The sequence below is a fragment of the Bilifractor porci genome, from assembly GCF_009696005.1.
Lineage (GTDB): Bacteria > Bacillota > Clostridia > Lachnospirales > Lachnospiraceae > Bilifractor > Bilifractor porci.
Genome location: NZ_VUMV01000002.1, coordinates 289100 through 304786, shown reverse-complemented (window position 1 = coordinate 304786; position 15687 = coordinate 289100). Strand labels below are relative to the sequence as shown.

Genomic DNA, 15687 nt, shown 5'->3' with positions numbered 1-15687 from the left:
CATTTTGCCGGCTTTTCCCGGCATTCCATGATGAATCAGTGTATAAGCTCCCCGCCTGTACACGCTATTATCTATAATGAACGTTCTGTTATTTTACTGTACTCCTCCGGCGTATTGATGTTCTGCAGCATAGTCGCGTATTCCGGAAGGCCGTCCAGCGGAACATACAGGGTATTCACCTGCTCCGCCGCTGCGCGCGGCTTATAAATGCCCTGCCTGATCAGCCGGCGGATAACCGGAAGCATTCTTTTGCTGTATACAGCAGCAAGAACATCCGGGCGTCCGTGCAGAAGCGGAACAATACAGTCCGGAAAGAGGCCGGTTTTTTCCGCTTCTTCCGCCCCCCTGTCCAATAGCAGCTCGTAAAACTCCGCCCGAAGAAACGGCATATCACACGCCGCCGCCAGAAGATATTCCGAACAGCAGAATGTAAGCCCTGCCTCCAGTCCGGAAACAGGACCGCAGCCGGGGTGAATGTCCCGGACAACCGTACATCCCTCTTTCTCCCCGTGGCTGACTGCACCATAGGAGAGATAAATATGGTCCGATATTTTTTTCATCTCGCGGATCAGATGATCCGCAAAGGTTTCTCCCCCTGCTTTCAGATCTCCCTTGTAATTTCCCCGCATGCGGAGATTTTTTCCGCCTGCCAGAATCAGGGCATCCACCGCGATCCGTTTCACCTGCAGCACCCCGTTCTCCGATCTCGGATTTTTCCATTACGGCAGCCTACTGATTTTTTCAAAATCCTCTGCGATTTTTTCCTCATCCCCCGCCAGAAGCGTCCGGACAGAGATCCAGAGACGATCCTGTGTGATCCGGGCAATCAGAGGAAATTCCGCCAGCCGCAGAGCCTTCTCCAGATCCTCCAGCGTATGAATACCTGTGCAGGACATACACTTTTTCTCCGGAACAGATATATCTTCTGATCCTCCGGTGTCCAGACGCACAGTCACTGCATATCCTTCCAGGGCATTCAGCGGAGCCGATCCGCCCCCGGTCCGGTCCCGGCATGGTTCCACGGCAAACGTCAGCCTTCCGCTCCCGGCGGTGCCGGCCAGCCGCGCGCAGAGCGCTTCCGCCTTTTTCCGAAGTGCTTCCGGACTCTCCGAGATCATCCGGAGAACAGGAATCTCCCGGCGCGCCTGATTTCTGTCCCGGTATTCATATAGGGTAGCCTCCAGTGCCGCAAGGGTCATTTTGTCCACCCGGAGCGCTCTGGCCAGCGGATGACGCTTCATCCTCTCAATATACTGCTTTCTGCCGACAATCAGCCCTGCCTGGGCGGCGCCAAGAAGCTTGTCTCCGCTGAACGTAATCACATCTGCTCCTGCTTTCTGTGCATGCAGGATGTCCGGCTCTTCGATCCCGTACCGTTCCAGCCCTTCAAACAGCCCGCTTCCCATATCATAAATCAGCGGGATGCCGTTTTCCAGGGCAAGCCCGGAAAGTTCTTCCAGAGATGTCTCCTCCGTAAACCCGACAATCCGGTAATTGCTGGTGTGCGCCTTAAAGACAGCGCCCGTCTCCTCATTCAGCGCGCCCTGGTAATCCGCAAGGCGTGTGCGGTTTGTCGTCCCTACCTCGCGGAGAACGGCTCCGCTCTGCTCACAGACATCCGGAATCCGGAAGGATCCGCCGATCTCTATCAGCTCCCCGCGGGAGACCAGAACCTCCTTCCCGCGGGCAAGCGCTGCCACCGAAAGAAGAACGGCGGCCGCATTATTATTGACCACCATGGCGTCCTCTGTCCCGCAGAGTTCCCGCAGAATCTCCGTCACATGGTCGTGGCGAGACCCTCTGCTCCCGGAGTCCAGACGGTATTCCAGATTGGAATACCCCCCGGCGGCAGCCTCCACCGCCCGCAGCGCCCGCTCGGACAGGGGCGCCCGGCCCAGGTTCGTGTGAAGGATGATGCCGGTTCCGTTTATCACCGGCCTGAGAGAACAGGCAGGATTTTCCTCCAGTCTGCACAGGGCCATCCGCAGAATCTCATCCGCATCCGGCACAGTGGTTTCTTCTCCTGACAAAACCGCCCCGCGGATTTCCCCGGTCACCGTGCGCAGGACATCCGCCGTGCGGGTCCTCCCGTATTTCTCTATCACCTGCCGCAGTCTTTCATCCTGCAGCAGTACGTCTATCTTCGGTATTTGTCTTAAAAGTTCCTGTCTCATCTCTGCTCCGTGCCTCAGATTCTCCCGGCTCATCTCCCCGCCCGGCGCATGCGCCGACATCCTTTTCTGACTTCGGCTCCGGAAGCCGCTTCCGGATCAACCGGATATTTTTTCAATCCGGACCGCGCAAACCTTGTATTCCGGAATCCGGCATTTCGGATCCAGGGCGGCATTGGTCAGCCAGTTCGCGTTTCCGTCCGGAAAATGGAAGGGCATCCAGGTTTCTCCCTCGTTGACCCTCGTTCCCACTCTCGCTGAGGTGGTAATACTTCCCCGCCTGGAGGAGACCCGGATTTTCTCCCCGTCCGCGATTCCCATCCGATCCGCGTCTTTTTGGTTCATCTCGATAAAGGAACTGCCCTCAATCTCCATCAGCCCCGGCGTCCGTCCCGTCATGGCGCGGGTTGTGTAGTGATAAAGAATTCTTCCCGTCATCAGGCAGAACGGATAATCCCTGTCCGGCGTCTCTGCCGGAGGCGTATATCTGGTCGGGTAAAGCCATCCCAGCCCCCTGGAAAATTTCCCCACATGCATGATCGGTGTTCCCGGATGATCCCTGCCTGTACAGGGCCACTGCAGAAAGTCCGGCGTCTCATCCAGCCTCTGATGGCTGATGCCTGCAAAGCTCGGAGTCACAGACGCAATTTCATCCATAATCTGCGCCGATGTCATCTTTTTCTGCGGATAACCCATACGGTTCATCAGGTCAATGATGATATCCGTATCCAAACGGATGTCAAAGGACGGATCCTTCGTGAGATCTACTGCCTTCCTCACCCGGCAGACTCTCCTCTCCGTATTGGTAAAGGTTCCTTCCTTCTCCGCGTAGCTCATACCCGGGAGGATAACGTCCGCGTACTGAGCGGTCTCCGTCAGAAACAGCTCCTGCAGCACGAAGAAATCCAGACTTTTCAGCGCCTTGATAATATGCGTGGTATCCGCGTCCGTCACGACAGGATCCTCGCCGTAGATGTACAGGCCACGGATTTCCTTGCGGATCGCGGCACCGAAAACATCCGTCGCAAAAACTCCGGTGTCCGGATTCAGCGGAACTCCCCATGCCTTTTCAAACTTCGCGCGGACTGCCGCATCCATCACACTCTGATACCCCGGATATTTATCCGGCATGGCTCCCATGTCACAGGCTCCCTGCACATTGTTCTGTCCGCGCAGCGGATTGACGCCGCAGCCGGGTTTCCCCAGTTTTCCGCAGAGCATGGCCATGTTCGACATTGCCATGACCCCCTCCGTCCCGGAGCTGTGCTCCGTGACTCCCAGACAATAAATAATCGGCGCTTTCTTCGCGGACGCGTACATTCTGGCCGCTTCTATCAGCTTGTCCTTATCAATTCCGCAGACCTCCGCAACCTTCTCCGGCGTATAATCGCTGACGATTTTCTTCAGCTCTTCAAATCCCTCTGTGCGCTCCCGGATAAACTCCTGATCCACCAGCCCTTCCCGGATCATCACATGCATCATGCCGTTGGCGAACATGATATTGGTTCCGGGACGGATCCGGAGATGAATATCCGCATATTGGGAGAGTCCCAGTTTCCTGGGATCCACAATAATCAGCTTTGTCCCGTGCTGAACGGCCTCGCGGATCTGCATCCCGACAACCGGATGCGCCTCTTCCGGATTGGAACCTACCAGAAGGATGCAGTCCACATCGTGTGTGATATCCCCGATCGGATTGGTCATCGCACCGGAGCCCAGAGTCGTGGCCAGGCCGGAAACGGACGCGGAATGGCAGACTCTCGCGCAGTTGTCCACGTTGTTGTTTCCGAAGCAGGTCCGGACCATTTTCTGGACCATGTAGATGTCTTCATTGGGGGACCGGGAGCAGGCGAACCCTGCCAGCGATCCGGTTCCGTATTTCTTTTTGATCTCCATGAAACGGGATGCCACCAGATCGAGCGCCTCATCCCAGGTCGCTCTTTCCAGCTGTCCTGTCTCCCGGTTCCGGATCAGAGGATACCGCAGTCTGTCCGGAGAATGGACAAAATCAAAGCTGCCGGATCTGCCCTTGACACACAGAAGCCCATGATTGGACGGCCCGTCCGCCCCCTCGACATCCACAATCCGGTTGTCCTTGACAATCAGGTCCATCTGGCAGCCGGTCGCACAGTGCGGACAGGTCGTCCTGACGCGGCGCACCTCCCAGGGTCTGTACTGTTTGGTTCTTTTCTCGGTCAGCGCCCCCGTCGGACATGCCTGCGCACAGTTTCCGCAGGATTCGCAGAGCGTCGTCTTCCAATCGTCTCCAAACGGCACGTCGATGACCGTGAACATCCCCGTTTTTCCCAGATTAATCGCGTGGCGCCCGGTTGCGTTCTCACAAGTACTCACGCAGCGCTGGCAGTGGATGCACAGCTCCGGGTGGTAGGAAAGAAACGGATGGCTGTCCTTTGGCGGCCTCTCGATCTTTTTTCTGGAGCCGATGTAGCGGCTCTCCTCCACGCCATAATAATTACACCATTTCTGCAGGTCGCAGGCTCCGTTCCTGCTGCAGAAAAAGCAGTTTCGCTTGTGATTGGACAGCAGGAGATCCAGAACCTCCCTTCGGGCAGCCACAACCCTTGGCGATTCCGTCTGAATTTTCATGCCCTCTCTTACGATGGTATTACATGCGGGAAGAAGATGATCTTCCCCCTCCGCCTCTACCACGCAGAGACGGCAGGATCCGATCTCATTGATTTCTTTCAGGAAACAGAGCGTTGGGATTTGCGCACCGGCACCTTGTGCCGCTTCCAGAATTGTGGTACCTTCCTGTACCATACATTCATACCCATTAATCATCAGCGATACCATTTGTACCTCCTCTGCCGGTCCGGCGTTTTCCACCGGCCGGTCTTTGTACAGTTCTGAGACAGATGTGTATGAACAGAAAATTTGAAGAGCGGAGGGGATGGGAATCGAACCCATCCGGGAAGCTGCTAACTCCCCACAACGGTTTTGAAGACCGCGAAGCACACCAGCACTTATCCGCCTCCGTAAAGAACGGCGCCGCTGTCAGACCAGACTGCTCTCTCCACAGTACAGCCGGAAGGAATCCGGACGGGCCTGCCCGATGACCATAATGCCGAAGGAGCGCGCCAGTTCCACCGCCTCCACCGTGGGAGCCGCTTTGCTGACCAGCACCGGAATCCCCGCCCGTATGACCTTCTTGGTCATATCCAGCGGAATTCTCCCGCTTGTGTAGACCTCGCACTCCGAGAGAGGGATCTCATGGAGAAGAGCGTAGCCTATGGCCTTGTCCAGGGCATTATGCCTGCCGATATCCTCGCAGGAAAACAGAACGCGGCCGCAGCGGCTGAGAATACAGCTGTGGATGGAGCGGGTAGCCGCGTAAAGCGGCTGTTCTTTGGCAAAAGCATCCGCCAGACGGAAAACCCATTCTTTCCGGATCTCCCGCCCGGCAGACGGACGCAGCTCCGGAGCCGCAGCCAGACTTCGGTCCAGAATCCGGCTTCCGGTACAGCAGGACGCCACTGTCTCCACCGCCGCACCGCTTTCCGGCCTTCTCCCGTCCTTGTTCCCCGGCTCTTCCGAAGCGCCTTCCGGGCTTTTTTGCGCCTGTCCTCCGTCTCCACTGTCTGAAGCGGGAAGGGCATCTCCTTCGCGTTCGCGCAGCGTGACCAGGGCATTCCTTCCAAAACGGCAGACGGTGACAGACCGGACATCCTCCGCGCAGAGAATCATTTTCTCTGTCAGGAGACGGCCCATCACCAGCTCCGGCAGATATTCCCGTGTGCAGACAAGGCGCATGGTCAGCTTCCCGTTCACAAAGACCTGGAGCACCTGCTCATGCAGAAGCTCCTGACCGGTTTTCTCCACTTTTCCATCCCGCCGGATGGTCCTGACCGGAGTTTCTCCGGTCAGGCCGTCACGGCTGCTTTCGTCTGCTACTTCCGTCATAATTCTCCACGCCGGATGTTCCGGCATCACTCTTTTTGGCCTGCCTGCGGCATATCATTATTTTTTTCCGGTGTCAGGCGAGTGTCGTCCTTGCGCTGGCCTCTGCCGCCTCTGTTTCCTCCGGCGACAGCTTCCTGACCTTAATGGCGCAGACCTTGTACTCCGGCGTCGCGGAAATGCTGTCCAGAGCAGCGCTGGTAAGCCAATTTGCTCCGGCCTTCAGGTAATGGAACGGCATCCAGGTTTCTCCCGGCCGTGTTTTGTCTGACACGCGGGCACGGGCGCTGATCTCTGATCTCCTGGAAGAAATTCCGATCATCTCTCCGTCGGCGATGCCGTATTTTTCGGCATCCGCCGTGTTCAGCTCAATGAACGCCTCCGGCGCAATCTCATTGATTCCCTCGGTCTTGTCCGTCATGGCGCAGGCATTGTAGTGGTACAGAATCCGTCCGGTCATCATAACCAGCGGGTACTCGTCATCCGGCAGTTCACAGGACGCGCGGTACTCTGCGGGCTGGAACAGCCCTTTTCCTCTGGCGAATTTTCCCACATGCATAATTCTGGTTCCCGGATGATCCTTCCCGGTGCACGGCCACTGCAGGCCGCGTCCGTCCACTTCCTCACTGTCCAGTCTTTCATGACTGATTCCCGCAAAGGACGGCGTCACAGACGCAATCTCATCCATAATCTGGGCCGGCGTCAGCTTCGGCTGCGGATACCCCATGCGGTTCATGATTTCGGTGAAGATATCCGTATCCGCCATGGTATTTCCTTCAATTTCCACTGCCTTGCGCACTCTCTGCACCCGGCGCTCCGTATTGGTAAAGGTTCCTTCCTTTTCCGCATAGGAACGTCCCGGAAGAATGACATCCGCGTATTTCGCGGTCTCCGTCATAAAGAGTTCGTCGATGACAAAGAAATCCAGAGACTTAAGGGCATGGATCACATGGTTCGTATCCGGATCCGTCCGGACCGGATCTTCGCCGAAGATAAACAGTCCTTTGATGTCTCCCGTCATCATCTTGTGGAAGCACTGGGTCGCCTTGGTTCCCGGATTGGGATTCAGTTTTGTTCCCCACGCCTTTTCAAATTTCTCAAAAACCTTCGGGTCCGTAATTTTCTGATAGCCGGGGAATTTGTCCGGATCCGCCCCCATATCGCAGGCGCCCTGCACGTTGTTCTGTCCGCGGATCGGATTCACGCCGGTTCCGGGACGGCCTATCATGCCGCAGAGCATAGCCAGATTTGCCAGAGACATGACGCCCTCTGTTCCGCTGGTGTGCTCGGTGACACCCAGACAGTACAGAATGGCGGAATTTCCGGCTGTCGCGTAAAGCCTGGCCGCCTCCCGGAGCTGCTGCGGATCAATCCCGCAAATCTCCGCTGTTTTCTCGGCTGTGTATGGCTCGGTAACCTTCTTTAATTCCTCAAAATTTTCTGTTCTCTCATCAATGAATTTCTGATTCTGCAGTCCTTCCTCGATGATAATATGCATCATTCCGTTCACAAAAGCGACATTCGTGCCTGGTTTCAGTTTCAGGTGAATATCCGCCTTCTTGGAAAGGTCAATATCACGCGGATCTGCCACAAGCAGGTGCGCGCCTCGCTGCACTGCCTGACGGATCTGCATGCCGAATACCGGATGTGCCTCTTCCGGATTCGAGCCTATCAACAGGATCAGGTTCGCATCCTGTGTGATATCCTGGATCGTATTTGTCATAGCCCCCGATCCAAACGTGGTTGCCAGACCGGCAACAGTAGGGGCGTGTCAAACACGGGCGCAGTTATCTGTGTTGTTGCTCTGGAACGCCGTCCGCACCATTTTCTGGAGCATGTAAATGTCCTCATTGGTGGAGCGGGAGCAGGCAAACCCGGCAAGCGCGTCGCCGCCCAACGAATCCCTGATATCGGTAAACTTCTCCGCGACCAGATCCAGGGCTTCGTCCCAGGTGGCCTCCTCAAATTCGCCGGTTTCTTTGTTTTTTATCAGCGGCGTCCGGATTCTTCTGGGAGAGTCCACGAAATCAAAGGACGCGCTCCTTCCCTTGACGCAGAGCAGCTTGTGATTGGAAGGGCCGTCAGCGGCTTCCACATCGACGATCTTCCCGTCCTTTACCAGAAGATACATCTGGCAGCCCACCGCACAGTGCGGGCACGTGGTCAGGACACGGGAGACCTCCCAGCTGCGGTACTTTTTCTTTCTCTTTTCCGTAATGGCCCCGGTCGGGCAGTTCTGCGCGCAGTTTCCGCAGGACTCGCAGAGCGTGTCCTTGTAATCCTCCCCGAACGGCGCGTTGATGATGCCGAACATGCCGGTTTTCCGGAAAGTAATCGCCTCTCTTCCCGTTGCCTTCGCGCAGGTGCTTACACACCGCTCGCAGTGGATGCACAGCTCCGGGTGATAGGAGAGAAACGGATGTCCCTCTACCGGAGGCGTCTCAATCTGCTTCCTTGCCCCCGCAAAGGTGGATTCCTCCACCCCGTACCGGTAGCAGAGCTCCTGCAGCTCACACGCACCGTTTGACGGGCAGGAGAAGCAGCCTCTGTGATGATTGGAGAGAAGAAGGTTCAGCGCCATCTTCCTCGCGTTCACGACACGCTCCGACATGGTCTGCACCACCATGCCTTCCTCTGCAGGTGTGTTGCAGGCAGTCGGCAGCTTTTCCATGCCTTCCACCTCCACCACACAGACACGGCAGGACCCGACATAGTTGATCCCCTCCAGATAGCAGAGCGTCGGAATGTGGATCCCGGCACCTCTGGCCGCCTGCAGAATCGTGGTGCCCTCCTGCACCTCCATCTGCATGCCGTCTATCGTGACATGAATCATTCGTCCATTCCTCCTTTCAGGACGCCGCAGCCGAAATGATCGCACCTGAGACAGCGGTCACATTCCTGCATGGCTTCCTCATGGGTAAATGAATTTTCCACATGTTCAAAATCATTTCTCCGGATGTAGGGCGGCCGCTCGGAAATATTGGCCCTTCCGGTCGGAACCCTGTTGTTTTCCCGCGGAACGGGAACTTCCACCTGGAAATCTATTTTATGGTGATATCCCAGATATTCGTCAATATTGTGCGCGGCGACTTTCCCTGCCGCAATCGCCCGGATCGCGGTGGAGGGGCCTGTGGCGCAGTCTCCGCCGGCATAGACGCCCGGAAGATTTTCCACTGCCGTATCCAGGCCTGCCCGGAAAACTCCGCGGTCCGCCGCCATGCCGAACTCCTCAAACGGTTTGCTCACAATATCCTGCCCGACGGCAATCAAAACCACCTCGCAGGGAATCCTGAGCTCCGGCTTGTCCGCGTCCACAGGAGACGGTCTTCCCCCGCGGTACGGGCCGATCATCTGCGGCTGTACAACCAGGGCGGAACAATTTCCCTTCTCGTCCGTCTCGATTCTCTTCGGGGCATCCAGCGTAAGAAGCTCAATTCCTTCCATAACAGCAGACTCAATCTCGGTATCCAGGGCTGTCATGTCTTCCCGGCGCCGGCGGTAGACAATCATGACATCCTCCGCGTGACAGCGCAGGGCCGTCCTTGCCGCGTCCATCGCGACATTGCCGCCGCCGATTACGGCAACTCTCTTGCCCGTATAATCCGGAAGTTTTCCGTTCCCGACCTCATCCAGCATTTCCACAGCGGATTCCACATTTCCGGCGTCCACGCCGTCCATGCGAAGCTTCTTGCCCCGCTGCGCGCCGATCGCCACAAACATGGCGTCATATTGTTTCCGGATATCCTCCACGGAAAGATCTTTCCCGATCTCCGTGCGGTAGACCACCTCGATGTCTCCGGCATCCAGAATGGCCCTGACATCCTCTTCCAGACGGTCCTTGGGGAAGCGGTAATTCGGGATTCCGTAGCGAAGCATGCCGCCCAGCCTGTCATGGCGCTCGTAGATAACCACCCGGTGTCCCATCAGCGCCAGGAAATAAGCCGCGGTAAGGCCGGCTGGTCCGCCGCCGATCACGGCAATGCTTTTTCCGGTAGACGGGTTTTTCTTCGGAACCGGGACCTTGTCCGCCGCCGCGTGATCCACCGCGTACTTTTTTAGTCCCCGGATATTCAGTGAATCATCAATCAGGTTTCTGCGGCAGCGCTCCTCGCAGGGATGCTCACAGATCATGGCGCACGCCGTCGGCAGCGGATTGTCCTTCCGGATCATCCTGACCGCGTCCGCGTATTTCTCCTCCCGGATCAGCGCAATGTACGCCGGGATATCAACATGCGCCGGACACAAGTTGACGCAGGGAACCTTCTGCCCGACATTGGAGGGACAGATATGATCCCGCACATGACTCTCATACTCGATTTTGAAGGTTTCCATCCCATCCAGAAGATCCTGCGCCGACTGATAGCCGATGGCGCAGTCCGCCGAATCCCGGATAAATTCCGCCAGGGACTTCATCTCCTTCAGCGTATCCATGGTGGCGTCGCCGTTCAGTATGCTCCGCAGCATCTCCGCCAGCTGGGGGAGTCCGTCCCTGCACGGTACGCACTTTCCACAGGTCTGGTTCATGGACGCCTCCAGGAAGGACAGCTGCGCCGTGATCGGACAGGTTCCCGGCGGGTACACCCGGACCTTCGTCTCAAATTTCCGCAGAAGCGCACCGATCTTCACATCGACACGGTTCGGATCTGCCAGCAACATTTTACCCATTGCATCACCTCCTATGTTTCCGCAATGCATAGAAGGCTGCCGCAGATTGCTCTGAGGCAACTTTCAAACCTTTCACCCGTAACAGAAGAGCAGACAGTTTCTATCCTACGCCTCCGCAGACCCTGTCTGTCTATTCGATGATTACTGTATCGCTTTGATACGGCTTCGCTTCTTTGCCGGCTTCTGAATCGGTACAGTAATCCGTAGGAACAGAATAGCACACCATGAGCAGTATTTACAGTAAATAGATTTGAATTTATATTTTTTTGTGCATTTTTCCGCACTTCGATGGACACGGCCCGGTCTTCACACGACAATGTGATGTGTTCATGCCGACTAACTCAGCAAAATTCTGTATTTTCGCCTTTCCTGCCTCAGCCGGACGCCCGGCCCCCCGGCATCTGTCCGTATGGTCCAGATACGCCTGGCCTGCCGCGGACGGATACCCGGCAGCAGGGTACCTGTCCTCTTTTCAGTCCAGAAAGAGCCTCTTCCCTCCCCGGTATTCCCGCACCTGGGCAATTTTCTCCGCCTGCCGCGTATCCGGGTTCCCCTGCAGTTCCTCCAGAAGCACATCCGCGTCCGCCGGATCCGCCGAAATAAGAAGCCCGCCGGATGTCTGCGGGTCATAGAGAAGATCCTGAAATGCCGTCTCTGTCCTTCCCGGTTCCACCCACTCCTCCGCGAAATGGCGGTTCCGGTACATACCAGCGGGAAGAATTCCCAGCACAGCCAGATCCATGGCTTCCGGAAGAAAGCGGATGCGGTCTGTCTGAAAATGAATCTCCAGGTCACTTCCCTGCGCCATTTCCAGGCTGTGTCCCAGCATCCCGAAACCGGTCACGTCGGTGCAGGCGTGCACCCGGTATTTTACCATGATGTCCCTGGCCGCGCGGTTCAGCGTCATCATCTGTTTTTCAGCCAGCTCCGCCGTCTCCCCGGAGACCATTCCTGCCTTTGCCCCGGAAGTGATCACACCGATTCCCAGCCGCTTTGTATAGATCAGCACATCCCCCGGCTTCGCGCCGGAATTGGTAAGCATTTTCTCCGGATGGACAAAACCTGTGACAGCCATTCCGTATTTTGGCTCCTTGTCATAAATGCTGTGTCCGCCGGCGATTACCGCCCCCGCCTCAAAGACCTTGCTGTAGCCGCCCCGCAGAATCGCGTGTACCGTCTCCCGCGCCATATTCTCCGGTACAGCCATGACATTCAGCGCCGTTTTCGGTTCCCCGCCCATCGCGTAGATATCTGACAGCGCGTTCGCCGCGGCAATGGCTCCAAACCGGAACGGATCATCCACGATCGGCGGAAAAAAATCCACTGTCTGTACCATGGCCAGATCCTCGGAAATCCGATACACGCAGGCATCGTCACTGCGGTCATACCCGACCAGCAGATTGGGATCCCGGTTTACCGGCAGGCCGCCCAGGAGTTTTGCCAGTTCCCCCGCGCCGACCTTTGCGCCGCAGCCGGCGCATTCCGAAAGCTTTGTCAGTTTGACATCCTTTTCCATCACAAGCCCCACTCCTTCGTCTGACATCCGCACATCCCATTTCTGAGCAGTATTTTGCAAAGTGCCGCGCCTTCCGACTCTCAGTACCTGCACTCCCGGAGATTCCACCCGGCAGGAACCACTTTTCCCTCCAGCGCCTTCTGCAGAAGCTCCCGGTTACCGGGTTCCGTCCTCCAGGCCAGCCCGCAGTCCGCCTTTATGTCCGGCGGCACGGGAATCAGACGGCCGGAGATCTTCTGCTCCCTGCAGATGTCCTCCACCTCCATCGCCTCTGTGGCTGTATGAAAAGATACAATCAGCTGCTCCATTTTTCTGCCAGCTTTCCCAGCGCCTCCGCGGCGATATCCAGTTCTTCCTCCGTGTTAAAATAGCCAAAAGAGAAACGCACGGCGCCTGTTTTATCCGTTCCCAGCGCCCGGTGCATCCGGGGCGCGCAGTGAGCCCCCGCCCTTGTCGCAATTCCGTATTCTTCCAGCAAAAAATCCGCCGCATCAGAGGACGGAATATCTCCCACATTCAGAGCCACAATCGCCGCCCTGTCCCCGCGAAAATTCCCGTAGGTGCGAAGCCCCGGAATATTCCGGATTCTGTCCAGGAATCCCCGCGTCAGCTCCATCTCCCGGCGATGGATAGTTTCCACACCGGTATCCAGAATAAAGCGCACGGCAGCGCCCAGTCCGGCAATCCCGTGACCGTTCAGCGTCCCTGCCTCCAGATGTGTCGGATATTCGTCGGGCTGCCTTTCCAGATAAGACTGAATCCCCGTTCCTCCCATAACAAGAGGGCGTATCTCCACGTTTCTCCCGACGCACAGTCCGCCCGTCCCCTGCGGTCCCATCAGACCCTTATGTCCCGTGAAGCAGAGCACGTCAACCTCCGCGTCCCGCATGGAAATGGGGATCGTCCCTGCCGTCTGCGCCGCATCCGCCAGCAGAAGCGCCCCGTGCCTGTGAGCAAGCTCGGCCATCTTTTTCAGATGGAGCAGATTTCCGGTCAGATTAGAGGCATGGGTGCAGACCACCAGCTTTGTTCCGTCCGTAATCTTCTCCTGCGCTTCTTCCAGGATCAGATTTCCGGAACGGTCCGCATGAATAAAATCCAGCTGAACCCCTTTCAGCTCCAGCTGATAGAGCGGGCGCAGGACCGAGTTGTGATCCCAGTCTGTCGCCACCACACGGTCACCCGGATTTAAGAGTCCGAAAAGAGCCATATTCAGCGCCTCTGTCACATTTGCGGTAAAAACCACACGCTCCGGCGCATCAAACCCGAAGAGCTCCGCCAGCTCTTTGCGCGTCCGGAATACGGAGCGGGCCGCATCCAGTTCCGCATCCGCTGTCCCCCGTGAAGCATTCCCGAATCCGTTCATGGCCCGCAGCACCGCGTCCGCCACACAGGGAGGTCTTTGAAAGGATGTCGCCGCACAGTTAAAGTAAATCATCTTCAGATCCGGACGACCTTGTCCGCTTCCTGCATCATGCGGGCAATGTCATACATATTGGAAATCACACCCACGCGGATCTTATCCTTCACCCCGTAAAAATCAGCGCAGATGCCACAGGTGAAAATCTGGACGCCGCGGTTCTCCAGACTTTTCAGATCCTCCAGTGACTCGCTGCCCTCTGCCGTCAGGTGAGCGCCGCCGTTCAGGAAAATCATGATTTCCGGAAGAATATCCTGCTGGGCAAGCGCATAAATGTAACTTTTGATCAGCGTTTTTCCCAGCTGCGGATTGCCGTCTCCCTGTCCGAACCGGTCTGTCCCTATCACAATCACTTCTCTGCGTCCGAGCGGCGCACAGGTAATCTCCTCATCAGAATCCGCCGCTTTCTCCGCTGCCGCGTCCTGGGCTCCCTGCTTTGTAATCGTCACACGCCACTGGTCTCCCTCCTGGCGTACCGTCACCGGGCATCCTTTTCCCTTCGCCATCCGCTTCAGATTCTCTACCGCAGCCGGGTCATTCACCAGCACCTCTGCGGTTTCACCGTCGCCAAGCTCCTTCAGTGCCTGCACGGCCATCACCACCGGCTGCGGACACGCCTTGTTTCTTGCATCTACCAGCATTTTTTATACCTCCCTGTCTTCTTTCCTCTGGCAATCCCACATTCTGCGGGTATTTGAAAGGAATATCGTATTGAAACCAGTATACCATGACGCAACGGCACATCCAATGTCCACACTCTCGCAGAATTGTTTCACGAATATTCGTGATAACAAATATATCGCTGTATCTCAATCAGTAGTAATCAAACAGACTCTCAACAATATTTGAAATTTCAACCATATCATTGATTGAAACTTCCCCAGTTTTTCTGATATTTCTGGCGTCCAAATCCAAATAACGAAGGTGATCGCAAATGACTGTCTGTCCCTTTCCTTCCAGAACATAGGTTGTGGGGGAAGAATACCTGCCGTCTCTAACAGGACAGACAATAGCCTGCCCTGTCTCGTTATAAACATTTTTACTCACAATAAGAATTAAATCGCGGATTCCTTCAGCCTTCAGCAGATCCCCCTGCACATATATACTCATTCCTACAGTTCCTCTCTACCCACAGGCTTTCCCCATTCTGTTTCCGGAAATCTGCAGATCGGACCAAACTTCTCTATGCGTTCCTCCAGAGAAAGCCGTCTGTGTATTTTTGAGATCACGATTTTATGATCCCATACCTCTATATTTAAATCATCACAATCATGAAAGCCTGCCTCTTCCAGCATATCCTTTGGTATGCGTATTGCCTGACTGTTTCCCCATGTTTTTATCTGTGTCTTCATGTTTGTACTCCTCTCATCCTGTAAGAGCCTCAGCTATGTATATCCTTAGGATATCCCTATGATATTGTTCTGTCAACCAGGCAATACACGACAGCCCTCTCAAAACCGGAAATGGCCGCTTTTTCCTCCGCTCTTTTCTTCCAGATGCACATCGGAGATCACCATGCGGCGGTCAATGGCCTTGCACATATCATAGACCGTCAGCAGGGCAGTCATGACGCCGGTCAGCGCCTCCATTTCCACCCCTGTTTTTCCGTCGGTTTTTACGGTGCAGTGGGCATGGAACGCGCAGTTTTCCGAATCTGCCTCAAAAGTAACCGCCGCGTTTGTCAGGCTGAGCGCGTGGCACATGGGAATCAGCTCCGGGGTACGCTTGCAGCCCATAATTCCGGCTACCTGCGCCACCGTCAGGACATCTCCCTTCTTCACCTTCTTTGCCGCAACCGCATCATACACCTCGCGGCTGACGCGGATGGTTCCCACAGCAGTGGCTTCCCTATGAGTAATTTCCTTTTCGGAGACGTCAACCATTCTGGCGTTCCCCTTCTCATCAAAATGCGTAAATTCCATAGTTTTCCTTCTCCCGGTCTGTTATTTTCCTGAATCGCGTTACAGACATCTCTGTATTTATTGTAACAGTAAAAA

13 protein-coding genes and 1 tRNA gene are annotated in these 15687 nt (G+C 55.9%); all 14 read right to left on the bottom strand.

What is annotated here, in order from left to right:
- Positions 1-71: 71 nt before the first annotated feature.
- The 14 genes from mobA to moaC all read right to left on the bottom strand — a co-directional run bounded on the left by mobA (position 72) and on the right by moaC (position 15612).
- Complete coding sequence (mobA, locus tag FYJ60_RS04205) at positions 72-692, bottom strand: molybdenum cofactor guanylyltransferase (RefSeq protein ID WP_154457309.1); 621 nt, start codon at positions 690-692, stop codon at positions 72-74.
- A 27-nt stretch (positions 693-719) separates the two neighbouring features.
- Positions 720-2174 (bottom strand): L-seryl-tRNA(Sec) selenium transferase, encoded by a 1455-nt coding sequence (gene selA, locus FYJ60_RS04200; protein ID WP_154457308.1) that lies wholly within the window; start codon positions 2172-2174, stop codon positions 720-722.
- A 96-nt stretch (positions 2175-2270) separates the two neighbouring features.
- Positions 2271-4985: a formate dehydrogenase subunit alpha gene (fdhF, locus tag FYJ60_RS04195; protein WP_154457307.1), complete on the bottom strand. Its 2715-nt coding sequence runs from the start codon at positions 4983-4985 to the stop codon at positions 2271-2273.
- An 89-nt stretch (positions 4986-5074) separates the two neighbouring features.
- Positions 5075-5167 (bottom strand) — tRNA-Sec (locus FYJ60_RS04190).
- A gap of 19 nt (positions 5168-5186) precedes the next feature.
- The gene (locus FYJ60_RS04185) at positions 5187-6092 is read right to left on the bottom strand and encodes a formate dehydrogenase accessory sulfurtransferase FdhD (RefSeq protein ID WP_205838957.1); all 906 of its coding nucleotides are present in this window, start codon (positions 6090-6092) and stop codon (positions 5187-5189) included.
- Between the two features lie 73 nt (positions 6093-6165).
- Positions 6166-8922, bottom strand: coding sequence for a formate dehydrogenase subunit alpha (gene fdhF, locus FYJ60_RS04180; RefSeq protein WP_154457305.1), 2757 nt, complete (start codon positions 8920-8922; stop codon positions 6166-6168).
- Positions 8919-10754, bottom strand: a complete 1836-nt coding sequence (locus FYJ60_RS04175) for an NAD(P)-binding protein (protein WP_154457304.1) — start codon at positions 10752-10754, stop codon at positions 8919-8921. Before FYJ60_RS04175 ends, fdhF (FYJ60_RS04180) begins: the two co-directional genes overlap by 4 nt.
- Before the next feature lie 472 nt (positions 10755-11226).
- Positions 11227-12270, bottom strand: coding sequence for a selenide, water dikinase SelD (gene selD / locus FYJ60_RS04170; protein ID WP_154457588.1), 1044 nt, complete (start codon positions 12268-12270; stop codon positions 11227-11229).
- Positions 12271-12350: 80 nt separating this feature from the next.
- Positions 12351-12578 (bottom strand): DUF3343 domain-containing protein, encoded by a 228-nt coding sequence (locus tag FYJ60_RS04165; protein WP_154457303.1) that lies wholly within the window; start codon positions 12576-12578, stop codon positions 12351-12353.
- Positions 12566-13708, bottom strand: a complete 1143-nt coding sequence (locus FYJ60_RS04160) for an aminotransferase class V-fold PLP-dependent enzyme (protein WP_154457302.1) — start codon at positions 13706-13708, stop codon at positions 12566-12568. Before FYJ60_RS04160 ends, FYJ60_RS04165 begins: the two co-directional genes overlap by 13 nt.
- A gap of 2 nt (positions 13709-13710) precedes the next feature.
- Positions 13711-14331, bottom strand: a complete 621-nt coding sequence (gene yedF, locus FYJ60_RS04155) for a sulfurtransferase-like selenium metabolism protein YedF (protein ID WP_154457301.1) — start codon at positions 14329-14331, stop codon at positions 13711-13713.
- A gap of 172 nt (positions 14332-14503) precedes the next feature.
- Positions 14504-14800, bottom strand: coding sequence for a type II toxin-antitoxin system PemK/MazF family toxin (locus FYJ60_RS04150; RefSeq protein ID WP_154457300.1), 297 nt, complete (start codon positions 14798-14800; stop codon positions 14504-14506).
- Between the two features lie 2 nt (positions 14801-14802).
- Positions 14803-15042 (bottom strand): AbrB/MazE/SpoVT family DNA-binding domain-containing protein, encoded by a 240-nt coding sequence (locus FYJ60_RS04145; RefSeq protein WP_154457299.1) that lies wholly within the window; start codon positions 15040-15042, stop codon positions 14803-14805.
- A 99-nt stretch (positions 15043-15141) separates the two neighbouring features.
- The gene (moaC, locus tag FYJ60_RS04140) at positions 15142-15612 is read right to left on the bottom strand and encodes a cyclic pyranopterin monophosphate synthase MoaC (RefSeq protein ID WP_154457298.1); all 471 of its coding nucleotides are present in this window, start codon (positions 15610-15612) and stop codon (positions 15142-15144) included.
- Positions 15613-15687: the final 75 nt, after the last annotated feature.